Source organism: Streptococcus sp. ALY_208 (assembly GCF_058314295.1).
In genome coordinates, this window is record NZ_JBZFUI010000007.1 from 11,698 (window position 1) to 35,668 (window position 23,971).

Below are 23,971 nucleotides of genomic sequence, written 5' to 3' on the forward strand. Positions count from 1 at the left end.
AGGCTTCTCCTCGTTTTTATTTTATCTTAGACATTCTTTTTAATTATAAGGAATTAACACCTATAACGCAATGGAAAATCACTAGATCTTAGACATTTACAACAAAAAACAGACCGTCTCCAAGGAAATCCGATCTGTTTAATAAATATGATCAAGATAAGGCTATTATTTCACTGAGAGCAGGTCATCTCCTGCTGCTACAGTACCTGAAGCCAGCACATCAACTCCAGCATAATCTGCTGTATTAGTGACAATCACCATAGTGGTATCATCCAATCCAGTTTCTGCAATAGCTGCCGAATCAAAGGTTCCAAGAACATCACCTTTTTTAACAGTTTGCTCAGCCTCAACCTTTGGTTCAAAGCCTTTACCATCCATAGAAACAGTATCAATACCGATATGGATCAAGATTTCTGCACCATCAGTTGATTTCAAACCAAAAGCATGACCTGTCGGAAAAGCAATTTGAACGACACCATCAAATGGTGCAACTACTTCATTACCGCTAGGTTTAACTGCGACACCATTACCCATAGCGCCAGATGAGAAAACAGGATCATTAACTTTAGCCAGATCAACTGTTTCCCCTGCAAGAGGAGCTGCAATCGTTTCAGCAGTCACTTCTTTTGCAGCAGATGCTTCTGGTTCTGCAGGAGTTTCTGCCACAGGAGCTACAGCTAAAGCTGCAGCCTCATCTTCAGCTGCTTGCGCCGCAGCCTCGGCTGCAAATACGTCAGCTGCTTTTGTCTTACCATAGTAGTAAGTAATCGCAAAGGCGATAACAAATGAAATAACTTCAGCCACTAGATAGGAAGGAATAGATTTGGCTTGGATAGAAATCAGACCAAGCACACCTGCTGACCCAAGAGATACTGCAATGACGTGGAAGAGACCAGCTACAGCGGCAGCAAGAGCTGAACCAACAAGGGCACAGAAGAATGGGAAACGATATTTAAGGTTTACCCCGAAGACGGCAGGCTCAGTGATACCAAGAAGGGCAGAAATACCAGCCGAACTTGAGAGCCCCTTTGTCTTAGAATTTTTTGTCAAAGCAAAGACCGCAAAGGCTGCAGCAGCTTGAGCCATATTAGCCATGGAAGCTACAACGAAGATAAAGTCACCCGAGCCCTGACCGTCTTTCCAAGAATTCAAAAGAATAGTCTCGAAAGCAGGGAAAGATTGGTGAAGACCCGTCACAACGATTGGAGTGTAGAAGGCACCAAAGATCCCCATACCGATAAATCCAAGCGTATCATACAGCCATACCAAACCATTAGCCACCCAGCCAGAAACTTCACCAAAGACTGGACCAATAACTGCAAAGGTCAAGAAACCTGTGATAATCATGGTCAAAAGCGGTGTAAAAGTAAAGTCAACTGCAGAATGAAGGTGCTTATGGAACCATTTTTCAATGACACACATGAGCCATACAGCAATAATAGCTGGGATGACTTGCGAAGTGTATTGATGAGCTTCTAGGTTCCAACCAAAGAAGTTCCAGTCAAGAGAGAAACCAGCCGCTTTAGCAACAACCTCATTCAACTCTTGTGAGCTCATCATCAATCCTAGAGCAGCCCCTAAGTATTGATTACCGCCAAAACGCTTGGCCGTAGAGATACCTAGAAGAACAGGCATGTAGATGAAGGGGGCATCTGATAATACCGTCAATAATTGAGTAATACCAGAGATCTGTGGAAATTGCTCAACAAGTGACTTAGGACCAAACAAGTCCGGAGACTTGAAGATGTTATTTAAAGCCATCAACAAACCACCAGCAACAAGGGCTGGAATGATTGGAACAAAGATTTCAGACAGCATTTTGATAAAGGCCATGACAGGATTTGTCTTCTGTCCCTTAGCAGCTATCTGCTTAACTTCTTCCGTCGAAACTTCTTTCAAACCTGTTTGCTTGATCAGCTCCGCGTACACATGATTAACATCACCAGCACCAATGATAACTTGATACTGGCCATCCATCTTAAAAGTCCCTTTTACATCGGGATTGTTGTCGAGTGCTTCTTGATCGACTTTAGTATCATCTTTTAAAACGAGACGAAGACGAGTCGCACAGTGGGCACCTGCTACTAGATTATCTTTGCCGACAGCTTTGACAACGTCGGCAGCAACTTTAGCATAATCCATAGTCACTACTCCTTTATTTTTAGCATCTCAATTATGAAAACGCTTTTTTATATCACTAATTTATCACAGCCCCCAGAATATGTCAACCGCTTTACATATTTTTATTTTGAAATGACTGCTCCACCTTGATTTTTTCTATGAAAACCTTTACTATGTTAAGAAAGTGACACCGCTTGACAGGAATCTGCTAAACCTGCTGACACCTAGCCAAGCCACTACTATAAACAGCCCCTTTCACTTCTTATATATTTGGAGGACATCCTATGAATTTACCAACTGAAATTCGCTATAAGCCATATGCAGACTGGACTGATCAGGAGCGTGATACTATTGCAGCCAATGTTGCTAAATCCCCTTGGAGAGCAAGTTATCATATCGAGCCCGACACAGGTCTGCTCAATGATCCTAACGGCTTTTCTTATTTCAACCATAAGTTTCAACTCTTCTATCAAAACTGGCCATTTGGTGCCGCTCACGGCTTAAAACAATGGGTTCACACCGAATCAGAAGACCTGGTGCATTTTAAAAAAACAGGAGCAACACTTCAACCTGACAGCAAAAATGATAGCCACGGCGCTTATTCGGGCTCTGCTTACCCTATCGATGATAAGTTATTTATCTTCTATACTGGAAACGTCCGCGATGAAAATTGGGTTCGTGATCCCCTACAAGTCGGAGCTTGGATGGATAAAAAAGGGCATATTGAAAAATTTAAAAATGTCCTAATCCAACAGCCAGCTGACGTTACTGAACACTTCCGTGATCCACAGATTTTCAACTATAAGGGACAATACTATGCCATTGTAGGAGCTCAAAGCCTTGATAAAAAAGGCTTTATCAAGCTCTACAAAGCTATCAACAACAAAGTTACTGACTGGCAAGAGGTCGGAAATTTAGATTTTGGAGGTACCGGTTCTGAATACATGATCGAATGCCCCAACCTAGTCTTTGTCGGTGACAATCCTGTCCTGCTCTATAGCCCTCAGGGATTAGCTAAGGATGAGCTAACTTATGATAATATCTATCCCAACACTTATAAGATCTGTCAATCGTTTGACACAAAAAGCCCTGCTCTAGTCGGTGCTTCTGAAATTTTTAATCTCGACTTCGGCTTTGAAGCCTATGCAACTCAAGCCTTCAATACACCAGATGGCCGCGCTTTAAGCGTTAGCTGGATTGGCTTACCTGATGTAGATTATCCGACAGATCAATATGACTACCAAGGGGCTATGAGTCTAGTTAAGGAGCTGACTATCAAAAATGGTAAGCTCTATCAATACCCTGTTTCAGCCATCACTAGCCTGCGTGCGTCCGAACAGGCCTTTACCCCTATGAAAGAGACCTCTAACACCTACGAGCTCGAACTCAATCTCGAAAGCAGTCAAACAACCGAACTTCTCCTCTTTGCAGATAATAAGGGCAATGGTCTCAGACTCAATATTGATAACACAGCTGGTAAGATAGTCCTTGACCGCTCCAAAGCTGGTGTCCAGTATGCTCAAGCCTTTGGAACAAGTCGTGAGTGTGCTATTGATAAGGCTGAAACTGTGACCATCTTCGTCGATAATTCGATCATTGAGATCTTTTTCAATAAGGGAGAAAAAGTCTTTACCAGTCGTGTTTTTCCTGAGGAAGGACAAACTGGCATCCAAATCCTACAAGGCAACCCTACAGGTACTTACTACGAATTAAAGGCATAAACTATGGTAGCTAAATTAACTGATGTGGCTGCACTAGCTGGTGTAAGCCCAACAACCGTATCACGCGTTATCAATAACAAGGGCTATCTATCTGAAAAGACTAAGGCAAAAGTTCACAAGGCTATGAGAGAACTCGGCTATAAGCCAAACAGCCTAGCTAGAGGACTGCAAGGCAAGTCTTCCAAATTGATCGGCCTGATTTTTCCAACCATCAGCAATGTATTTTATGCAGAGATGATCGAACACCTGGAATCCCTGCTCTTTCATCATGGCTATAAGGTTATTATCTGCAACAGCCAAAATGAATCCGAAAAAGAAAGGGAGTATCTAGAAATGCTGGCGGCCAATCAGGTCGACGGTATCATCTCCTCCAGTCACAATCTAGATATTGTGGATTATCAGCGTGTCGAAGCACCCATTGTCGCTTTTGACCGCAATCTCGCCCCCAATATTCCTGTCGTCTCCTCTGATAATTTTGAAGGAGGTCGAATGGCAGCAAGAACTCTAGAGCGAATCGGCTGTCAGACCATTGTCATGTTCACAGGTAACGATAACTCTAACTCCACCACAGGCTTGCGTCGTCAGGGCTTCAATGCTGTCCTCCCCCATGCCAAAGTTTTCAATATCTCTAGTGATTACTCTGCTATCCGCAAGGAGATGGAAATCAAGGATATTCTCAGTCGAGAAAAACCAGATGGTCTCTTTACCTCTGATGATATGACAGCCATACTGACCATGAAAATCGCTAACGATCTTGGCATTCGCATTCCCCAAGATATGAAGCTCATCGGCTATGATGGTACCCAATTTGTCGAAAACTATTTTCCTCAGCTTTCAACCATCAAGCAACCCATGCGGGAAATTGCTGAGCTCCTCGTAGAGGTTCTCCTATCCAAGATCAATAACCGTCCCGTTCAAAAGAATTACACCCTCCCCATCAGTTTAACAACAGGAAAATCACTATAGTGTCTTTTCACCATAAAAAAGAGGCTGAGAACGTTTGTCTCAGCCCCTTTTTTACACCATTTCATATCAATACATCAATACACTAGCAGATACTTAGTCTTCACGAACAAATTTAGTCAAAATCCCATTGACAAACTTTGCGGATTGACTATCTGAATAAGATTTAGCCAACTCGATGATCTCATTGAGGGCCACACGATCTGGTGTTTCATCATAATACTTGATCTCATAAAGTCCTAAGCGAAGAAGACTGCGATCAATCAGGGTCAAGCGATCTAAAGTCCAACCTGACTTCAAATGCTCAATAATCAGACGATCAATCTCTGCTTGCTCATCTGTCATCCCTTTAACGAGATTGAGCAAAAAAGCCGGAATGTCTATAGCTTCTTCCTCTGCCAACTCTTTATCATAACTGTAAGCGAAATTAGCAGCATCCTGCACATCTGCTTGACCAAACTCCAGACTAAAAATCGCCTGAAGGGCACGCTCACGCAACTGTCTCCTAGAATCAGTCATCTAAAAAGTCCTCATCAAAGAGTGCGCTTAAATCTGGTTTTGGCGTCTTTTCTGGAACAATCCCCACAACATGAACATTGACATCCGTAATCTCGACTTCAGCCATGTCCTTAACTGCTGATTTAACAGCACGCTGCACCTCGATAGATACGGCAGGAACATTGACACCATATTGGAGCTGCAAATAAATATCAGCTGTCACCTTATCGTCCTCATCCGTTGTCAAATAGACACCACGACGCAAGGTTGACTTGCTAATATTATCAGTCACAGCCTTATTGACCAGTGAGTAGACACCATCGACCTTAGTTGCTGCAATACCTGTAATAACCTCAAGTACACGAGGCGCAATAACAATCTCTCCAATTGCTTCTGCCATAAGTCTATCCTTTCTAAAATTCACTAGGAATATATAAATACTAGCTTAGGCACGTGAAACGTAAGTACCTTCTGCTGTGTTAATGACCAATTTTTGTCCAGCTTCGATAAAATCAGGAACGTTTACCACAAGACCTGTTTCCATGGTAGCTGGTTTCCCTGAACCAGTCACCGTAGCACCCTTGATGGATGGCTGTGTTTCAGCAACAGTCAACTCAACCGTCGTCGGAACAGTAACCCCGATCACTTCGCTTCCGTAAAATTGGATCTTCACTTCGGAATTTTCAAGCATATAGAGCAATTCATTTTCAACATTGGCTGTTGGAATTTCGTATTGCTCATAATTTTCAGTATCCATAAAATAAGCAGTATCATCCATCTGATACAAGTATTGAGCCGGACGCGTTTCAATAATAGCCTGCTCAAATTTTTCTTCTGGACGATAAGTCGTATCAAATGTAGAGCCAGAACGAACATCACGCAATTTCATGCGCATAACTGTGTTTCCTTTACCAGGTTTGTGGTGACTAGCTTCCAAAACCTTGATCAATTTGCCATCAGCTGTTTCAAACGTCATACCAGCTCGGAGCTTACTTGCTTCAATCATGTGTCTCTACCTCTTTAGTTAATAATTAAATTCTCTTCATTCTATCATATTCACCTTTTTTTCTCAAATATTAACCAATTAAGTACCACCAACATCCCTTGGTATGACTCTCTCGGCAAGGCTAACACAATTAATTTTTTCCAAAAAAAAATTCAAATAACCTTATTCATTTAAGCTTCATTTTTCTCACCTATACTAGCCACCATAGATAAGCAGCTTAAGCAAACTTATCTATGAGTCAAATGGCTCCCTAATATAAAGGAAAAGAGGTACCTACAATGACAAAACATACCAATCATAATCGTGGCATTTATCGCAAACACAAGGCTTATGGCTTAGTCGGAGGACTGCTACTATCCGGTCTCTTCCTCACATCAATATCAACTGTTCAAGCAGACGAGACCACCGCTCCAAGTACACAAACAGCAGATAGCGCAGCAGCTAGCTCAGAAGTCACTCAAGCAACGACTAGCTCAGCAGAAAGCCAATCTAATCTGACTGACACAGCTAGTAGTCAAGAACAAACGACTAATCAAGAGACTTCCTCAGAGAGTGGTCAATCTACTAGTCAAAACACTCAAAACAGCCAAACAAGTCTAGACGAGGCTGCCACTCAAACTACAGAGACACAAGACACACAAGCGTCAGAAACCACTGAGAGCTTAGACAAGACAGCTATCATTATTGACCTGTCACAAGCTAGCAGTCAGGATAGTTATACGGTCGATGACACTAGCAATACTATCACTCTAACAGACAACACCTCCCACTATACCCTAACAGGTAGCACGGACTATCAAGTAGTCGCAGCAGATGGTGTCGAACTAACGCTAGAGAATGCTCAACTCACTAATGGTCTCTCAGGTCTAGGAGACCTGACAGTGACAGTTGCCAGCGATAGTAGTATCCTAAGTTCATCTGTAGCTTTATCAGCTCAAGAAGCCTTATATGTGACAGGGAAAGGAAAACTGACGCTAAATAGTAGTGACGATGCCATTCAAGCCAACACTTTCACCTTAGATTCTGCCACACTTGATATGACTTCTAATGGCGATGGTATTCAAACAGAGGATGATGTCATCATCAATTCAGGTAATCTAACAATAACATCTGATGGGGCAGGTATCTGGGCTCTTTCAGAAACAGATCCTGAAGCTGCTAATGTAACCATCAATGATGGCAACATTACCATCACTTCTTCTACCAATGAAGACACGGCTGGTATCAAGTCTGGAAACACCTTGACCATCAACGATGGATCAATCACAGTCTCTCAATCTTACGAAGCTCTAGTAGGCTCTGATATTATCATCAATGGCGGAAAAAACAACTTATCTGCCTCTGATGATGGTATGGTAGCTAAGGATCCCTTTTCCGGGACTGAAAATGCTGCAGAAACAGTCTCCATGACGATTAACGGTGGGGAAACCAGTATCATTGCTGATGGAGATGGAGTAGATTCAAATGGTAACTTAACCATTACCGGCGGTAGTCTTAAAGCTCAATCTACATCAGCTGACAATGCTGCCATGGACTACGATGGTACAGGTATAACTAATGGCGGAACAACCTGGGCAATCGGCCAAGCCGGTATGGCCCAAGCTTTCTCAGCAGGATCCAGTCAAGCCTATATTATGACTAATATCTCAGGTACAGCTGGCGAAACGATTACGGTGAGCGATGACAGTGGCAATATCATAGCAAGCACAACAGCTGATGTCGCTTTTAGTAACATTGTTCTCTCAACTGAAACGATCCTGTCAGGTAGCACCTATACTATTTCTACTAGTGGTGGGAATACAGCTAGTGCAACTGCAACAACTGAAACTAGTCCCTCTAATCAGCCACCAGGCGGACTAAACGGTCAGACAATGCCGAGCCTGCCAGAAGGACAAACAACAGACACCTCTATCACAGCTGGAACTGACCAAACATCAACAAGCCTTCTAACTAGTCTAAAAACGCCAGAAGGATTTTCCAACCAGAGTACAAAACCAACAAGTACCGCTACTAACGCTCAAAAAGCTGATAGCTCTCTAAATACGACGGTCATTCTTATGTCTATGAGACCTACCAGCTTCTCCCCTCAAAACACCATGAGTCAAAGCGTAAGCACAAAGACAAGTCCCTTATCTCTTCTACCTAACTACCGAAGGAATCAAGAGAAAGAACCTTTCTCTTTCTACTCCATCGCTCCTGATCCTACCACCAAGTATCAGTCAAGAAGAAATACCAGCCGACCTGTTTCCCTTGACAGCTTATCCAAGGATGCAAGGATTAGCCCCCTGACAAGAAGAGCCCATAAATAAGATTTAGGTGAGTGAGACAGATTTCAAAACCCATCTGCAAATAGGTCACACTGCCATTAAGAAATAAACGAGGTTTGAGACCTAAGTCTCAAACCTCGTTGTATGATCAAACAAAAAATCTGGTACCCATAGGATTTACTTTGTCCCGTCATTATCTTCTCCATCCTGCCCCAAACTAACTTTAGGAACCTGATGTTGAACCAAGGTGACACGCTTTTGCTCCATCAGCTGAATCGCCAGTTGATTGGGGCGATAATTGGATTTATAGGTGATCTTAGTGACACCTGCTTGAAGGAGGGCCTTTGTGCAGTTGATACAAGGAAAATGCGTCACATAAATCTCCGTTTCCTTGGTCGAGATCCCTTCCTTAGCGCACTGGATCAAAGCATTCATCTCAGCATGAACAGTCCGTATACAATGACCACCCTCCATATAGTGGCCCACTTCATTGCAGTTATCTGCATCTGAAACCCCACCATTATAACCAGTCGCTATAATGCGCTTATCCTTAACCAAGACGGCACCTACAAAGGCACGATCACAAGTTGATCGCTTAGAAATCAATTCTGCATTGGCCATAAAATAATCCTGCCAAGATAACCGCTCTACCATATCTATCCTCCTTTATCTGACTGACTTTAGATTAGTATACCATCCATGACTCCTTGGCGTCCACAGCTAGTCCCATATACTATTGACAAAATTCCTATTTCTTTATATGATTAGGTTTCAAACCTTCAGTTTTTATAAAGGAGTTCAAAATGACACAAGAAACATTCCCACAAGATAACCAACAGGGACAAGAGCAACCACTACCTCAACAGGCCTACCAACAGCCACAATATCAGGAAACCCCTACCCAAAATCCTTATGCCGGCAATCAACCCTATCAAACACAAGTTTTTCCAAACCAGCAACAACAAACTATGCCTAACCAGCCTCAAGAAGCTCCTTATCAACAAGCTCCTCTCCAAAATCCATCACAGGCGACTCCTTATCCAGAATACCAACAGCCTAACTTTACTCAAGCCCCTTATCCCGGCTATTACCCTCAGCCTAAATCTACGGCACCATTAGTACTCGGAATTATCTCTATTATACTCAGTCTCACTTTTTATTTGGGAATTTTCGGGTTTATTTTAGCGCTGATTGGTCTTATCATATCTATCACAAATCATAACAAGCCTTACAGCTACAAGAACGAGATTATTATTAACTCCATCGGACTGGCTATGCCATTTATTTGGATAATTATTGTAATCATAGTAGGAATTATCGCAGCTGCAAGTGCAGCCTAACCCTAGGTTCAACAGAAGTCAGAAAAACTGTAGCTAATACAAAAGAGGGTGGAAGAAAAATCATGATTTTTCTTCCACCCTCTTTTGTTTAGCCTAGTTTTGATTTCAAATAGTGTCCTGTATAGCTATCTGAATTAGCTGCTACCTCTTCTGGAGTTCCAGTCGCAACAATACGACCACCTCCAACACCACCCTCTGGTCCTAGATCGATCAAGTGATCCGCCGTTTTGATGACATCCAGATTATGCTCGATAACGAGCACCGTATTTCCTTCGTCGACAAAACGTTCCAAGACCTTGAGCAAACGGGCAATATCATCGGTATGCAGACCTGTCGTTGGCTCATCCAAAATGTAGAAGGACTTACCAGTTGAGCGTTTGTGGAGCTCACTAGCCAGCTTCATACGCTGAGCTTCCCCACCTGACAGGGTAGTAGCTGGCTGACCCAATGTCACATAACCCAGTCCGACATCCTTGATGGTTTGAAGTTTGCGGGCAATCTTTGGAATTGGCGCAAAGAAATCCACGGCATCATTAACAGTCATATCAAGGATTTCTGCAATGTTTTTTTCCTTGTAGTGGACTTCTAAAGTCTCACTGTTGTAGCGTGTACCGTGACAGACTTCACATGGAACATAGACATCTGGCAGAAAGTGCATCTCGATCTTGATAATGCCATCACCTGAGCAGGCCTCACAGCGTCCACCCTTGACATTGAAGCTAAAGCGGCCCTTCTTGTAACCACGGATCTTGGCTTCATTAGTCTTGGCAAAGAGATCACGAATATCATCAAAAACCCCTGTATAGGTCGCTGGATTGGAACGGGGTGTCCGACCGATTGGACTCTGGTCAATATCAATCAAACGCTCAATATGCTCAATCCCTTCAATGCCCTTGTGCTTGCCGGGTTTTTCCGAATTGCGGTTCAATTTTTGCGCTATAGATTTCTTGAGAATACTATTGATCAAGGTAGACTTCCCAGAACCGGATACACCTGTCACCGCAATAAATTTCCCAAGTGGAAACTTAACATCGATATTTTGAAGATTATTCTCAGCTGCCCCCTTGACCTCAATAAAACGACCGTTCCCCTTTCGCCTTTCAACGGGAACAGGAATATCTTTCTTCCCAGATAGGTACTGTCCAGTAATGGACTTTTTATTTTTGGCAACTTGGTCTGGGCGACCAGAAGCAACGATTTCTCCACCGAATTGACCGGCACCTGGTCCGACATCGATCAGCCAATCCGCCTCACGCATAGTGTCCTCATCATGTTCGACGACAATTAGGGTATTGCCTAAATCACGCATCTTCTTGAGACTGGCAATCAAGCGGTCATTATCACGCTGGTGAAGGCCAATAGAGGGCTCATCCAAGACGTAGAGGACACCGCTCAGATTAGAACCAATTTGAGTGGCTAAGCGAATGCGTTGACTTTCACCACCAGACAAGGTCCCAGCTGCCCGGGACAGATTCAGATAGTTTAGTCCCACATTATTTAAAAAGCTCAAGCGATCCTTGATTTCCTTCAAGATGGGAGCCGCAATCGTCTTTTGATTATCCGTCAGAACCAAGTCTTCTAAGTGAGCTAGATGATCCTGGATAGAGAGATCAGAAATCTGACCAATATGAAGACCAGCCTCACCACCTAGCTTGACTGATAGTGCAGCATCGTTGAGACGGTAGCCCTGACAGGTCGTACAGGTCAGCTCGTTCATATAGCCCCGCATGACATTGCGGGTAAAGTCACTGTTAGTTTCATGATAGCGACGGTTGACATTATTAACCACGCCTTCAAAAGGAATGTAAATATCACGCACCCCACCAAAATCATTGACATAGTGGAAATGGAATTCTTTATCATCAGAACCATAGAGAATCAGATCCTGATCCTCTTTCGAGAGCTCTTCAAAGGGGGTATCCATATCAACCCCGAAAGCTTCCATGGCCTGCTCCAGCATGGCTGGGTAATAGTTAGAAGAAATGGGATTCCAAGGAGCTAAGGCACCTTCCCGCAGAGTCAAACTAGGATCTGGAATGAGGAGATCCATATCCACCACCAGCTTCATCCCCAAACCATCACAAGTCGGGCAGGAGCCAAAGGGGGCGTTGAATGAAAAGAGACGGGGCTCCAGTTCAGGGACTGTAAAGCCACAAACTGGGCAAGAATAATGCTCCGAAAAGAGCAAATCATTGCCATCCATAGTGTCGATGATGACATAGCCATCCGCAATCCGAAGGGCTGCTTCGACAGAATCAAAGAGACGGCTGCGAATGCCCTCCTTATTGACCAGACGGTCAATAACTACCTCGATATTATGCATCTTGGACTTGGACAGCTCAGGTACCTCAGTCACATCATAGACCTCACCATCCACACGCACACGCACATAACCTTCTTTTTGGATTTTTTCAAAAAGGGTCTTGTGCTGGCCTTTCTTACGACGGATAACCGGTGCTAGAATCTGCATACGGGTGCGTTCCGGCAGATCCAGTACCTGATCAACGATCTGCTCAACCGAACTGGCAGAAATTTCTCCATGACCATTTGGACAGTAAGGTACCCCTACACGCGCATAGAGTAGACGCAGGTAATCATTGATTTCCGTTGCCGTACCAACTGTTGAACGCGGGTTCTTACTGGTCGTCTTTTGGTCGATGGAAATAGCTGGACTGAGACCGTCTATGCTATCTACATCAGGCTTTTCCATATTACCCAAAAACTGACGGGCATAAGCAGACAAACTCTCCACATAGCGCCGCTGACCTTCTGCGTAAATAGTATCAAAAGCCAGACTGGATTTACCAGATCCAGACAAACCAGTCACTACCACCAGCTTATCCCGTGGAATTTCTACATCTACATCTTTCAAATTATGGGCACGTGCCCCATGAATCACTAACTTATCTTGCATAACTAAGATACCACTGACACACTCGAACTAAGAGCTAAAGCTCTTGTTCTCCTACGAGAATTTCTATTGAAATTCTCTGTGTCACTGACTAATCCTAAACTTTCAGTATTATCAACTGAAAGTTTAGGAGGTCGCCAATCCCGCAGGCGGGTTCAATTCCTTTCTAACTGGCAAACTCAATCTAAGTACTAAAGTACTTGATTTCCTACACAAGTCTCTATGGAGACTTGCTATGCCACTTACTAGTTTCGATTCGCCAGTATTATCGACTGGCTTTTCGAAACATCGTAACTGGAGAGCTGTACAAACCAGTAACAACTAATGATCAGTATCGCAGTAATTTTACTGCTAACTTACTCAATCTAAGTACTAAAGCACTTGATTTCCTACACAAGTCTCTATGGAGACTTGCTATGCCACTTACTAGTTTCGATTCGCCAGTATTATCGACTGGCTCTTCGAAACATCGTAACTGGAGAGCTGTACAAACCAGTAACAACTAATGATTAGTATCGCAGTAATTTTACTGCTAACTTACTCAATTTAAGTGCTAAAGCTCTTACACTTCTAGCTAATCTCTACATTGCGATGCCCCCTGTGTTCATCCGTCTAAACCTTAGAAGGTCTACAACACCTCTATTATAGCAGATTCTGGCCTTTCGCTAGCTATTTGACTACCAAAAAAGCGCTGATGACCAACGCTTTCAAGACTGACATCAGTAAACCGTGAGAAAATCACGGTTTTGATTTTCTTCGCTCTCCCATTTTAATGCTCAGGTAGAAATCCTCCACTGGAGCATTTCAATCCCACCTCCGCACAGTTGATTAAGCTCTAAACATCCAGTGGATGTTTAGAGACTATCACTTGCACAGCAAGGGATAAGGACCGCCAATCAACCACTGCACAAATCTAATAAATCCAATAATGCTAACAAGTCTGGACTTTTTATACGTAATCTTCAAAGATTACAATGTTTTGTGGGTGAGAGCGAAGCCATCATCGCAGTTGGTTCCAGACTCTTTTTTATCTTGTATTTTCATGCCGAATGCAGGGCTCGAACCTGTGACCTACGCGTTACGAGTGCGTTGCTCTACCAACTGAGCTAATTCGGCTTACATCAGTATTTTACGCTTTCTTCTCGATTTGTCAAATCAAGTAGCACTTAAAAAATCTCCTAGCCTACCTCAGATAACTATGAGTATAAACTGACACCTAATATCAAAAAAGACTGGGTGCAAACACCCAATCTCCTATATGTTATCACCTTGCTTATGCAAGAAAATTACCTGATCCCACCGCTACTTCTGATCATTCAAGATACGATTGAGTGCCTGATAGACGTTATTATGCTGATGGGGAACACAGTCTTGAACCCAATTCCACCAAAAATAACCCCCAACATAATGCTCTGTATAAACCGGCTGCTGATAATAGTGACGCATCATAGCTATTTTACTAGCTCTAGTCGCTGATGGAGCAGTATTGCCACATTCCCCCATGCCGACCTTGGACTGGGCAAACTGTGCTTGAAATCGTTTGAAAACATGCGCCCAATCTGGCTGGTAGCCACCATTATCATCCTCATAGTAAGAGATGAAACTAAAATCTAGCCCTTGTCTCATCTTCTGTGGGACATGGCGATCTATCCAGGCCAACATATCATGATCCTTAGGATTCTCATAATAAAAGGTCACTGCAGTCTCTTGATCAGCCTCTTCAACAAGATCATAAGCGGCTTGGACTTTATCAACAATCAACTCTGGATCTTGCTTGATCCAATCAGTTCCATTAATCTCATTACCAACTTCCCAAATCTTTGTATAGTCTTTCAGATATTTTAAGGACTCCCGAAAGCGCTGGCGGTAGGAAGCAGGATCAGGATAAGCATTCATATCATAAGAATCCACAGGCTGCGCCATAATATCTGCTACCGGTGCGATCTTTTTAAAAAGAGAGACATAAGACCTTGGACTTTTTTCCTTAGACATCACAATACGCACAGTCGGCCTCACCGGCATATCTTTCAACGCCTGAACAATAGCATCAGTAGTGACCTCACCTTCCCAAGTATCATCAATCGTAACACCGTAGATAGGTTGCTCACTGCTCTTAGTCACAGACGAAAAAGATAACAATAAGGCTCCTAATACAAGCAGCAAGATAAGACCAACAGCTAGTACACCAGATCGTCGCCACTTCATAAAGCTCATTCTGCCCCCCTCTCATAATGAACATCAGATGCTCAAGAAAAATCATTATCATTCTAACAAAAATCATTAAAACCGTTGCCTAAAAAAAGCTAAACAAACCTAAAAAGCTTCAATGATCAAGAAAAAATTGATTTAAAACTGTTATGCTTAAACTTCACAAAGCACAAAACTATATTAGAAATAGAATAAACGCTATTCATCATACTTCGTACTCATTAAAAGAGGAGCCTTGTCACTTGTATAACAACAAACAGAATCAAAGCCAAACGAAAAGGACTTAGTCCTGTCCAATACAGAACTAAATCCTTTCAACAATTTCTTATCCAACTTTTTAGAATCAATACAAAAATTCTAAACCCTTTGAGTATTAGAACATCTTGCATTAATCAGCTATTGGGATCATCCAAACTGCGGCCATGCAGGCCTTTTTGGCGTTGAATTTGGCGAAGTTTTTCCGGAGTCACGTCATTGCCTTCTTCATCCACCAATTTAATCCCTTCAATATGGTGACGCAGATTGCGACGATAACCTTCGATGTATTCCTTACGCAATTCAGCCTGCTCCACCTTTTCTTGGCCAGTTAGGCCTTGCGTTTTTTTCTTCAAGGCAAGCTCATTGATTCGAGCAATTTTCTTAGGATCCAATATCATCACCTCCTTATTTTATTTCGTATTAGGAGAATTTTGCTAACACCTATTTCGTTATCAACCGGTTAAAAGCTGCGACTTGACTGGCTTTATCAGCCAAGGCTGAGAGAATAGCCAAACGATTATTTTTTACTGCTTGGTCGTCTGCCATGACCATGGTATTGTCAAAAAAGGCATCGATGACTGGACTGAGGGCAAAGAGTTGTTCAATATTTGCACTTGCATCCTTACCCAACTCAAGCTCAGCAACAGCTTGAGCCAAGGCTTTTTCCTGGTCATTTTCAAAGAGCTTAGCATCTATAGCAACACTCCTATCAGCTTTTTCAGCCAAGTTAAAGACACGAGACAAACTTTCAACCGCTGGTTTGTAGCTGTCTTTTTGTGATGCTTCTACAAGGGCATCCGCTGCAGCTAACATGTCTGATACAACAAAAGTAGAGCCAGCGAGGACCGCTTCCTTGATGTCTTTTGGTATCTTGCCCATCATCTTATCTACACGGGCACGGATGAAATCAAGGACTTCAGCTTTATTATCGTAAGTCAAGCTATCAAAGGTAAGGCCATAGAGGTTGTCCACCAACTCATCCATCGCAATGGTCCAACCAAAAGCATCTAAGATGCGAACAATCCCTTGTGTCGCACGACGCAGAGCGTAAGGGTCATTAGAACCGCTTGGGATAAGACCGACCGAGAAGAAGCTAAGCAGGGTATCCAATTTATCAGCCAGAGCCAAAACAGCACCGACCTTGGTCTCTGGAAGCTCACCATCAGCCGAATCAGGCAGATAATGCTCACGGATAGCTGTCGCAACAGCCGCTTCTTCGCCTGCAAGAAGAGCGTACTTTTCACCCATAATGCCTTGCAGCTCATCGAACTCACCGACCATACCAGTCAAGAGATCAAACTTATAGATAGCAGCTGCACGCGAAACCGCTGCCGCCTCATCCGATGATAAATCTGCCATCACGCTGAGGTAGTCCGCAATAACACCTGCACGGGCCATGTGTTCAGCCAGAGAACCGATCTTTTCGTGGAAGGTCACCTGAGATAGCTTAGCCACAAGATCTTCAATCCGAAGTTTTTGATCCTCATGCCAGAAGAATTCCCCATCTTCAAGGCGTGCCACCAACACTTTTTCATTCCCTTTGATGACGTTTTCTAGAGCGACATCATTACCATTACGCACCGAGATAAAGTTAGGTCTGAGCTTGCCTTCTTGATCACGGACAACGAAGTAGCGTTGATGACTCTTCATGGAAGTTACAAGGACTTCTTCTGGAATCTCCAAATATTTCTCATCAAAACTCCCCATGAAGGCAGTCGGATATTCAACCAAGTTAAGGACTTCATTGAGAAGGTCTGGATCGATATCAACTTGGACATTTTCCTTAGCTTCAATAGCCTTGATCTGTTCCACAATCATGCGCTCACGCTCAAGGCTGTCTGCAATGACAAACTGTTTGCGGAGATCTTCCTCATAAGAATCCGCTGTTGTAATCTCAGTTTCTTGACCCAAGAAACGATGCCCACGACTGATACGACCTGATGTAATATCGAGGAAATTCATATCAAGAGCCTTGTCATCTAAAAGTACGGTCAAGGTGTGCACAGGACGAATGTACTCAAAGGTATTCTTAGCCCAGTGCATACTAACTGGAAAGGCAAGACTGTTAAGCACTTCCGGGATACCTGCTAAAACGTCTTCAGCAGGTTTGCCAGCTTCGTTTTTAGTCACATAGACATACTCAACACCTTTAACTTCCTCAAAGCGGATATCATCAGTGGTCAAGCCTTTACCACGCACAAATCCCTGAGCCGCCTTGGTAAAGTTGCCATCGCTATCTAGGGCAATTTTTTTAGCAGGACCTTTGAAATCTTCTGAAAGATCCGTTTGAGCATCAGCTAGTCCCATGACACGCACAGCCAAACGACGAGGGGTTGAAAAAGTCTGGATAGCTTCGTATGACAGACGATTTTCTGCCAAAAAAGCCGCCATTTTTTCACCTAATTGTTTTTCACTTGGGGTTACCACATAGGCTGGAAGTTCTTCCAGACCGAGTTCTACTAATAAATTTTTTGTCATATTTTTTCTCCGAATGTTCCTTTCTTTGACATCTTTCTTAGTGGTGAGGTAGCAAGCGACCACCTTCGAACGATAGATACAAGCTATCGCTTGTTCTATTTCCAACCTCAAATAGTCTAATAGACTACTTGAGCATTGCTAATCGTAGAGCCTAAGGTCTCGCCGATTCCCTTGTACGATAAATCGCACTGCCACCACGGAGAAAGATATCCTTTGGAGGTCACTACGTTCGCTTTTTAAATGCCTAACTTGAACTACTCTGCGTCTTCTGCTAATAACTTAACTCGTGTTTCTTGGTCCAAAAGTGGGTAACCCAATTTTTTACGCTCAGCGACAAAAGTCTTAGCGACAAGGCGGGCAAGATTACGGATACGGGCGATATAGCCAGCACGCTCGGTAACAGAGACAGCACCACGCGCATCCAGCAAGTTGAAGGTATGAGAGCATTTGAGAACGTAATCGTAGGCTGGGTGAACCAAACCTTCTTCCAAAGCTCGACCGGCTTCCTTTTCAAACTTGTCAAAGTTTTCAAGGAGCATATCTTGATCTGAGATTTCAAAGCTATATTTAGAATGCTCGTACTCAGGCTGTTTGAAGATTTCACCGTACTTAACACCCGGTGCCCACTCAATATCGTAAACAGAATCAACCTCTTGAATATAAGAAGCCAAGCGTTCCAAACCGTAGGTGACTTCAGCCGTTACTGGGCTTGTCGCCAAGCCACCAACTTGTTGGAAATACGTAAACTGAGTGATTTCCATACCGTCCAGCCAAACTTCCCAGCCAAGTCCAGCAGAACCCGTGGACGGATTTTCCCAGTTATCTTCGACAAAACGAATATCGTGTTCTAAGGGATCGATACCTAACTTTTCCAAAGATTCAAGGTAAAGCTCTTGGATATTGCTTGGTGAAGGTTTCATGACCACTTGGAATTGATGGTGCTGGTAGAGACGGTTGGGATTTTCACCGTAACGGCCGTCAGCCGGACGACGACTTGGCTCCACATAAGCCGCATTCCATGGCTCAGGACCAATAGCACGCAGGAAGGTGTAAGGACTCATGGTACCCGCCCCCTTCTCATTATCATAAGCCTGCATCAGCATACAACCCTGATCATTCCAGTATTGTTGTAGGGTCAAAATAATCTCTTGGAAGGTTAATTTTTTACTCATTGTTTCTCTCTTTCTTAAATAAAGTATGTTTTGCGACGACTTTTCAAGTAAACCATATTTTTACTTGAAAAATCTAGTGCAGCGTCTAGGCAATCCTCATAGGGATTGCCGTTAGGTGCTTGCTCCTTTAGGAGCACTAGCACCTTTGACGAGGCGGAAGGTTAGTTTTTTTGACATTATTGTCCTCCTTTTTCCTCTATAAATAGCAAAGCTAGGCTACAAAAAGAACCACGCTCTCCACTCCCATGCCAGCTGACATAGGGGCGTCAAAACGCGGTTCCACCCTAATTTATTACTTCATTTGTGTTTGATTGTAATGAAAGTGCCAGTCAGTCCTTCCTATCATCCGGCTTCCACCACCCCAGACTCGCTAACGATAGCTCTAAAGGATAACCCTCTTCCTTGGTCAACAGTATAACAGAAAATAAAGAGCTTGTCTAATTTTCCTAGGGATTACTCCCCTTCTCTGCCTTCTATCGCCGGTTCCATTGATTGGTAAACATTTGCTGATAAAAACCTGTTAGCTGTTGGCTGTTAACTTGAAGCAAGGGAAGGGAAAGATAAGACCCGATAAATATCTGTGAAAGAATAAGCACAAACATCTCTATCGGCAATTTAGAAATCGGTAGGTGATGGCTCCTCATCAAATACTGATGATACTGGCTTAAACGACTTTGGATCAAATAAATGACATAAATCGAATAAAAGGGAACAAAGATATAACCTAGCATATGGCCAATCACAGCAGTCCTTTGCCCAGTTAGCTGACGGACATTATGGAGAAGATGCCCTACCCAAACAAAGCCAAACATCCCCAAACTCAAAACTGTATACAGCAGATTCATGCCCCAAGTATCATGATAGAGGTAGTCGACCATAGAGAAGGATGAATTTTCCGTTTCATGAAAAGCAATGACCAGCAAAGGCATCATTAACACGGTCATAATAGCTATCACCATCTGTAAATAAACAAAAAGGATTGCCACCTCATTACCTACTAGGAGGGGAGCTACTAAAGAAAATAGATTAAGTCCAATTGTTACTATAAAATTCAGAAAACTGATAGTCAAGGCTAGAATAAAAGCCCACTTTTGCTTGGTCAAAAGGAGACCTAAGGCGATCAACCAAGCAATAGAAAAGATCAGTGATAAAGCCATAGGGAGACCAAAGATCACCGAGCTAAGCAATAGATGAAGCAGACCCCAAATCAACTGAGCAAGAACTGCAAACTTTCCTTTTCCTAAGAAAACAAAAGCAATAACAACTAGACTTACCAACCAATCCACTACTACTAATGGGGGAAACAAAGGATCAAAAAGTTGTATAGGCAACTGATGAGAGATGATTCTCAACAAAATAGAAGTCAATAAGTAAAACAGCATAAGCCCTGCCAAGGGCAGATGGATCTTTGATTTCAAAATAATATCTCCTTTAACTATTCTCTATTCCAAATATTGAACCTGCTAGCATTAAAAAAAGATGCATCAAATTCAAATTAAACCAAGTTTAACAGAATTTGATACACCTGTCTATTTCTCTTTTCAGACTGTGGGCAACCCCAAATGCTGGGCATGAAAAGCGATATGCTGCTCCACAAAGCTGGCAATAAAGTAATAGCTATGGTCGTAACCGGCATGCAGATTCAGAGTGACAGGAAGCTGACGCTCCTTAGCCACTGTTTCAAAACGCTCAGGCTGGAGCTGCTCAGGATAAAAGCCATCTGCCAGTCCCTGATCGATCAAGATCGGCAAGCACTTATCAGGATCCACCTGAGCCAGCAGCCGGGTGCTGTCATAGACTTCCCAAGCTTTCTCATCCTCACCGAGATAGGCGGTGAAAGCCTTCTGCCCCCAAGGGACCTCCATAGGATTAACGATAGGAGCAAAGGCTGATATAGCCGCATAACGCTCAGGATTTTTGAGACCAATCTGAAGAGCCCCATGACCACCCATACTGTGTCCAAAAATCGAACGCTGATCAGTCACTGGGAAATTGGCCTCGATCAAATCAGGCAACTCCTCTACCACATAATCATACATGCGATAATGCTTAGCCCAAGGTTCCTGAGTGGCATTGGCATAAAAGCCTGCTCCTTGCCCCAGATCATAACTCTCTGCATCTGCTACACCTTCACCGCGCGGTGAAGTATCTGGCATAACGAGTACTAGGCCATACTTAGCGGCCCATCGCTGAGCGCCTGCCTTGGTCGAGAAATTTTCATCTGTACAAGTCAAACCTGATAAGAAATAAAGAACAGGGACCTTTTTTCCTTCTTCTACTTGAGGTGGCAGGTAGATGGCAAAGGTCATCTGCGTCTTGGTACTGGTTGACAAATGCCTATAGCGTTGATGTTGACCGCCAAATGAACGGTTGCTTGAGATTAATTCTAACTGTTTCATAATTTAATGATAACTGTTTCCTTATCTTGGATAGAGGACAATCCTCTATAATAATTAAATGTTATTATCAGTAGCAAAACGCTCAGATAACAAAACTCTGTCATATCTTGGATTCAACTGAACGTTTAGGATTAGTCAGTGATATCTTAATAATGAACAACTGTACGAATAGATTTACCTTCATGCATGAGGTCGAAGGCTTTGTTGATGTCTTCAAGTGGCATGGTATGAGTGATGAAGTCATCCAGCGCAAACTCTCCATCCATGTATTGATCAACGATACCTGGTAGGTCTGTTTTCCCCTTGACACCACCAAAGGCTGAACCACGCCAAACACGGCCTGTAACCAGTTGGAAAGGACGGGTATGAATTTCAGCACCTGCTGGAGCAACTCCGATGATGATGCTTTCTCCCCAACCTTTATGACAAGCTTCCAGAGCAGAACGCATGACTTCGACATTTCCAATACATTCAAAGGAATAATCCACCCCACCATTAGTCATCTCGATAATAACCTCTTGGATTGGACGGTCATAGTCATTAGGATTAACAAAATCAGTCGCTCCAAGCTCCTTAGCTTTTTCAAACTTACCAGGGTTAGTATCGATAGCAATGATACGATTGGCCCTAGCCATACGAGCTCCAATGATTGCTGCTAAGCCAATACCGCCCAGACCAAAGATAGCAACCGTTGAGCCCTCTTCGACCTTGGCTGTATTAAGCACAGCTCCCATACCAGTCGTCACCCCACAACCAAGCAGGCAGACTTCCTCAAGAGGAGCATCGTCACGGACCTTAACCAAGGACACATCCGCAACCACCGTGTGCTCTGCAAAAGTAGACGTTCCCATATAGTGGTAGATAGGCTGACCGTCTTTGTAGAAACGAACAGTCTCATCTGGCATGAGACCACGGCCTTGGGTCTCACGGACAGATGAACAAAGATTAGTCTTGCCAGATAAGCAAAATTCACACTTACCGCACTCAGCTGTGTAGAGCGGAATGACATGGTCACCGACCTGAAACTCTGTTACGCCTTCACCAACTGCCTCGACAATACCAGCTCCTTCGTGGCCTAGGATACAAGGAAAAACACCTTCACTATCTTTACCTGAAAGGGTGTAGGCATCTGTATGACAGACACCAGTCGCTGTCATGCGAACCAAGACCTCATGCGCCTTTGGCATCATCAGATCAACCTCTTCGATCTTCAAAGGCTCATTAGGCGCCCAAGCCACAGCTGCGCGTGTTTTCATAAATTCCATAGATATATATCCTCCCAAAACTTTAATCATCAATTAAGAAGAATTTAGAGACTAATAAAGCCAACACCCTTGCTTCTGGTTCAAAACGATTAACCTCTCACAAGCCATGTTAGCCAATTTGTCCTAAATCGCTACACATTTTAGCAAAAGAAAAATGCTGGCGCAACTATCTGCTACCAGCTTGAAGGAAAAATGATCTTTTCTCATTCCTGCCAGCTTTTTTCTCCATTGATATAGGTCGCCACTAAACTCATATCCCCCTTTAAAATGACAAAGTCAGCTGGTAATCCCTTTTTAATCTGACCACACTTCTCCTCTAGACCAACAGATTTAGCTGGAACATAGGTCGCCATATGAATGGCCTGCTCAGCAGGGGCGATTCCCCAGTCTACCACATTTTTAAGACCATCCTTAAGCTTGAGTATAGACCCTGCTAAATTGCCACCGTCCTTTAGACGGGCAGTATGATCCTTGACAAGGACAGGAAGCTCACCTAGTTGGTACTCCCCATCAGGACAGCCACCAGCTCGCATACAATCAGTAATCAGAGCAACTCGCTCAAAACCCTTTTGCTTAAGGAGAATCTGACAAGCCACTGGTGACACATGGTGGCCATCACAGATAAGCTCTGCATAGGTCGACTCCAAATTAAAAGCGGCACCGACCATACCAGGTTGGCGATGATTGAGACCACTCATGCCATTATAAACATGGACAAAGACACTGGCACCAGCTGCCACAGCCTTCTTAGTCTCCTCATAGCTAGCATCAGAATGTCCCAGTGCCACCGTGACACCTGCCTGCCTAGCCTGTTTGATAAAAGATTCTACTCCTTCACGCTCTGGAGCCAAGCCGATCTTGCATAAAAGCCCCTTGCTGGCTGTCTGCCAAGCCTGAAGCTCCTCAAAGCTCGGATTTCTCATATAGGCTGGATTCTGAGCTCCCTTATGCTTCTCCGTAAAGTAAGGCCCTTCAAAATAAATTCCCTGAATCCTAGCTCCTCTTTCCCTACCAGCAAGGGCTGCAATCGTCCTACAGATAGCTTCCAACTGCTGATGGCTAGCTGTCAAGGTCGTAGGAAGAAAGGAGGTTACCCCTGCCTCAGGTAAAGCTCGACTGATCTCCAGAAGCCCTGCTTCAGAATTATCCATCACATCATAACCCGCATAGCCATGAATATGCGTATCAACCAAACCAGGCGCAATCTGATACCCCGTATAATCAAGAACATCCGCTCCTTCACCTACCGACGCTACCCAGTCACCAAACTTCCCTTCATGAATCTCTAGATACCCCGCCCGCTTAGTCTCATAGGCGTAGTAGAACTTATCAGCTTTGATGTAAGTTGTCATAGTGGTCTTCTT

General features: G+C 43.5%; 18 protein-coding genes, 1 tRNA gene and 1 pseudogene. 5 read left to right on the forward strand and 15 right to left on the reverse strand.

Translation table 11 applies throughout. The annotated features are described in order from the left end of the window. Positions 1-165: 165 nt before the first annotated feature. The gene (locus AC4HAI_RS07485) at positions 166-2,142 is read right to left on the reverse strand and encodes a sucrose-specific PTS transporter subunit IIBC (RefSeq protein ID WP_491111100.1); all 1,977 of its coding nucleotides are present in this window, start codon (positions 2,140-2,142) and stop codon (positions 166-168) included. A 263-nt stretch (positions 2,143-2,405) separates the two neighbouring features. On the opposite strand from AC4HAI_RS07485, the gene AC4HAI_RS07490 reads away from it, so the two are divergent. Together AC4HAI_RS07490 and AC4HAI_RS07495 are read left to right on the forward strand one after the other, a co-directional pair. Further along, a complete protein-coding gene (locus tag AC4HAI_RS07490) occupies positions 2,406-3,842 on the forward strand; it encodes a sucrose-6-phosphate hydrolase (protein WP_491111102.1) in 1,437 nt (478 codons plus the stop codon). A gap of 3 nt (positions 3,843-3,845) precedes the next feature. Beyond that, a complete protein-coding gene (locus tag AC4HAI_RS07495) occupies positions 3,846-4,808 on the forward strand; it encodes a LacI family DNA-binding transcriptional regulator (protein WP_491111103.1) in 963 nt (320 codons plus the stop codon). A gap of 93 nt (positions 4,809-4,901) precedes the next feature. Here AC4HAI_RS07495 and nusB read toward each other — a convergent pair whose 3' ends face one another. From nusB to efp, 3 genes are read right to left on the reverse strand one after another with little or no spacing between them, the layout of a single operon-like run. Continuing rightward, on the reverse strand, positions 4,902-5,324 hold the full coding sequence (gene nusB, locus AC4HAI_RS07500; RefSeq protein ID WP_491111105.1) for a transcription antitermination factor NusB: 423 nt from the start codon (positions 5,322-5,324) through the stop codon (positions 4,902-4,904). Continuing rightward, entirely contained in the window at positions 5,317-5,703 is a 387-nt protein-coding gene (locus AC4HAI_RS07505; protein WP_491111107.1) for an Asp23/Gls24 family envelope stress response protein, read from the reverse strand. The genes nusB and AC4HAI_RS07505 overlap by 8 nt, the downstream gene beginning before the upstream one ends. A 45-nt stretch (positions 5,704-5,748) precedes the next feature. Beyond that, positions 5,749-6,309: an elongation factor P gene (gene efp, locus AC4HAI_RS07510; protein ID WP_491079072.1), complete on the reverse strand. Its 561-nt coding sequence runs from the start codon at positions 6,307-6,309 to the stop codon at positions 5,749-5,751. Positions 6,310-6,587: 278 nt separating this feature from the next. Here efp and AC4HAI_RS07515 point away from each other — a divergent pair, with 278 nt between their 5' ends. Then, positions 6,588-8,618, forward strand: coding sequence for a carbohydrate-binding domain-containing protein (locus AC4HAI_RS07515; protein WP_491079071.1), 2,031 nt, complete (start codon positions 6,588-6,590; stop codon positions 8,616-8,618). 135 nt (positions 8,619-8,753) lie between these two features. Here AC4HAI_RS07515 and AC4HAI_RS07520 read toward each other — a convergent pair whose 3' ends face one another. Continuing rightward, on the reverse strand, positions 8,754-9,230 hold the full coding sequence (locus AC4HAI_RS07520) for a deoxycytidylate deaminase (RefSeq protein WP_491079070.1): 477 nt from the start codon (positions 9,228-9,230) through the stop codon (positions 8,754-8,756). A 149-nt stretch (positions 9,231-9,379) separates the two neighbouring features. Between AC4HAI_RS07520 and AC4HAI_RS07525 the strand changes: the two genes are divergently transcribed. Beyond that, positions 9,380-9,916, forward strand: coding sequence for a hypothetical protein (locus AC4HAI_RS07525; RefSeq protein ID WP_491079069.1), 537 nt, complete (start codon positions 9,380-9,382; stop codon positions 9,914-9,916). A gap of 88 nt (positions 9,917-10,004) precedes the next feature. On the opposite strand, the gene uvrA is transcribed toward AC4HAI_RS07525, so the two are convergent. The 3 genes from uvrA to AC4HAI_RS07540 all read right to left on the reverse strand — a co-directional run bounded on the left by uvrA (position 10,005) and on the right by AC4HAI_RS07540 (position 15,032). After that, positions 10,005-12,830, reverse strand: coding sequence for an excinuclease ABC subunit UvrA (uvrA, locus tag AC4HAI_RS07530; protein WP_491111108.1), 2,826 nt, complete (start codon positions 12,828-12,830; stop codon positions 10,005-10,007). A gap of 1,040 nt (positions 12,831-13,870) precedes the next feature. Beyond that, positions 13,871-13,943 (reverse strand) — tRNA-Thr (locus AC4HAI_RS07535). A 186-nt stretch (positions 13,944-14,129) separates the two neighbouring features. After that, positions 14,130-15,032 (reverse strand): hypothetical protein, encoded by a 903-nt coding sequence (locus AC4HAI_RS07540; RefSeq protein ID WP_491111110.1) that lies wholly within the window; start codon positions 15,030-15,032, stop codon positions 14,130-14,132. A 248-nt stretch (positions 15,033-15,280) separates the two neighbouring features. Here AC4HAI_RS07540 and AC4HAI_RS07545 point away from each other — a divergent pair. Further along, positions 15,281-15,350 (forward strand): annotated as a pseudogene (locus tag AC4HAI_RS07545) (IS3 family transposase); the annotation flags it as partial. 77 nt (positions 15,351-15,427) lie between these two features. Here AC4HAI_RS07545 and AC4HAI_RS07550 read toward each other — a convergent pair. The 7 genes from AC4HAI_RS07550 to nagA form a co-directional block, all read right to left on the reverse strand. After that, a complete protein-coding gene (locus AC4HAI_RS07550) occupies positions 15,428-15,685 on the reverse strand; it encodes a DUF896 family protein (RefSeq protein ID WP_447451884.1) in 258 nt (85 codons plus the stop codon). A 49-nt stretch (positions 15,686-15,734) separates the two neighbouring features. After that, the gene (gene glyS / locus AC4HAI_RS07555; RefSeq protein ID WP_491079066.1) at positions 15,735-17,771 is read right to left on the reverse strand and encodes a glycine--tRNA ligase subunit beta; all 2,037 of its coding nucleotides are present in this window, start codon (positions 17,769-17,771) and stop codon (positions 15,735-15,737) included. 254 nt (positions 17,772-18,025) lie between these two features. Next, entirely contained in the window at positions 18,026-18,943 is a 918-nt protein-coding gene (gene glyQ, locus AC4HAI_RS07560) for a glycine--tRNA ligase subunit alpha (RefSeq protein ID WP_491079065.1), read from the reverse strand. Positions 18,944-19,416: 473 nt separating this feature from the next. Then, positions 19,417-20,361: a hypothetical protein gene (locus AC4HAI_RS07565; RefSeq protein WP_491111112.1), complete on the reverse strand. Its 945-nt coding sequence runs from the start codon at positions 20,359-20,361 to the stop codon at positions 19,417-19,419. A gap of 123 nt (positions 20,362-20,484) precedes the next feature. Beyond that, positions 20,485-21,342 carry an S-formylglutathione hydrolase gene (fghA, locus tag AC4HAI_RS07570; RefSeq protein WP_491079063.1) on the reverse strand — a complete coding sequence of 286 codons (858 nt, stop codon included), beginning with the start codon at positions 21,340-21,342 and terminating at the stop codon, positions 20,485-20,487. 146 nt (positions 21,343-21,488) lie between these two features. Next, complete coding sequence (locus tag AC4HAI_RS07575) at positions 21,489-22,607, reverse strand: S-(hydroxymethyl)glutathione dehydrogenase/class III alcohol dehydrogenase (RefSeq protein WP_491079062.1); 1,119 nt, start codon at positions 22,605-22,607, stop codon at positions 21,489-21,491. A gap of 203 nt (positions 22,608-22,810) precedes the next feature. Next, a complete protein-coding gene (gene nagA / locus AC4HAI_RS07580) occupies positions 22,811-23,959 on the reverse strand; it encodes an N-acetylglucosamine-6-phosphate deacetylase (protein WP_491079061.1) in 1,149 nt (382 codons plus the stop codon). Between the last annotated feature and the right edge of the window lie 12 nt (positions 23,960-23,971).

What these genes read in the sequence shown, in the direction of transcription:
- AC4HAI_RS07485 (WP_491111100.1), bottom strand. Translation starts at nt 2,142, where the DNA reads ATGGATTATGCTAAAGTTGCTGCCGACGTTGTCAAAGCTGTCGGCAAA.
- AC4HAI_RS07490 (WP_491111102.1), top strand. Translation starts at nt 2,406, where the DNA reads ATGAATTTACCAACTGAAATTCGCTATAAGCCATATGCAGACTGGACT.
- AC4HAI_RS07495 (WP_491111103.1), top strand. Translation starts at nt 3,846, where the DNA reads ATGGTAGCTAAATTAACTGATGTGGCTGCACTAGCTGGTGTAAGCCCA.
- nusB (WP_491111105.1), bottom strand. Translation starts at nt 5,324, where the DNA reads ATGACTGATTCTAGGAGACAGTTGCGTGAGCGTGCCCTTCAGGCGATT.
- AC4HAI_RS07505 (WP_491111107.1), bottom strand. Translation starts at nt 5,703, where the DNA reads ATGGCAGAAGCAATTGGAGAGATTGTTATTGCGCCTCGTGTACTTGAG.
- efp (WP_491079072.1), bottom strand. Translation starts at nt 6,309, where the DNA reads ATGATTGAAGCAAGTAAGCTCCGAGCTGGTATGACGTTTGAAACAGCT.
- AC4HAI_RS07515 (WP_491079071.1), top strand. Translation starts at nt 6,588, where the DNA reads ATGACAAAACATACCAATCATAATCGTGGCATTTATCGCAAACACAAG.
- AC4HAI_RS07520 (WP_491079070.1), bottom strand. Translation starts at nt 9,230, where the DNA reads ATGGTAGAGCGGTTATCTTGGCAGGATTATTTTATGGCCAATGCAGAA.
- AC4HAI_RS07525 (WP_491079069.1), top strand. Translation starts at nt 9,380, where the DNA reads ATGACACAAGAAACATTCCCACAAGATAACCAACAGGGACAAGAGCAA.
- uvrA (WP_491111108.1), bottom strand. Translation starts at nt 12,830, where the DNA reads ATGCAAGATAAGTTAGTGATTCATGGGGCACGTGCCCATAATTTGAAA.
- AC4HAI_RS07540 (WP_491111110.1), bottom strand. Translation starts at nt 15,032, where the DNA reads ATGAAGTGGCGACGATCTGGTGTACTAGCTGTTGGTCTTATCTTGCTG.
- glyS (WP_491079066.1), bottom strand. Translation starts at nt 17,771, where the DNA reads ATGACAAAAAATTTATTAGTAGAACTCGGTCTGGAAGAACTTCCAGCC.
- glyQ (WP_491079065.1), bottom strand. Translation starts at nt 18,943, where the DNA reads ATGAGTAAAAAATTAACCTTCCAAGAGATTATTTTGACCCTACAACAA.
- fghA (WP_491079063.1), bottom strand. Translation starts at nt 21,342, where the DNA reads ATGAAACAGTTAGAATTAATCTCAAGCAACCGTTCATTTGGCGGTCAA.
- AC4HAI_RS07575 (WP_491079062.1), bottom strand. Translation starts at nt 22,607, where the DNA reads ATGGAATTTATGAAAACACGCGCAGCTGTGGCTTGGGCGCCTAATGAG.
- nagA (WP_491079061.1), bottom strand. Translation starts at nt 23,959, where the DNA reads ATGACAACTTACATCAAAGCTGATAAGTTCTACTACGCCTATGAGACT.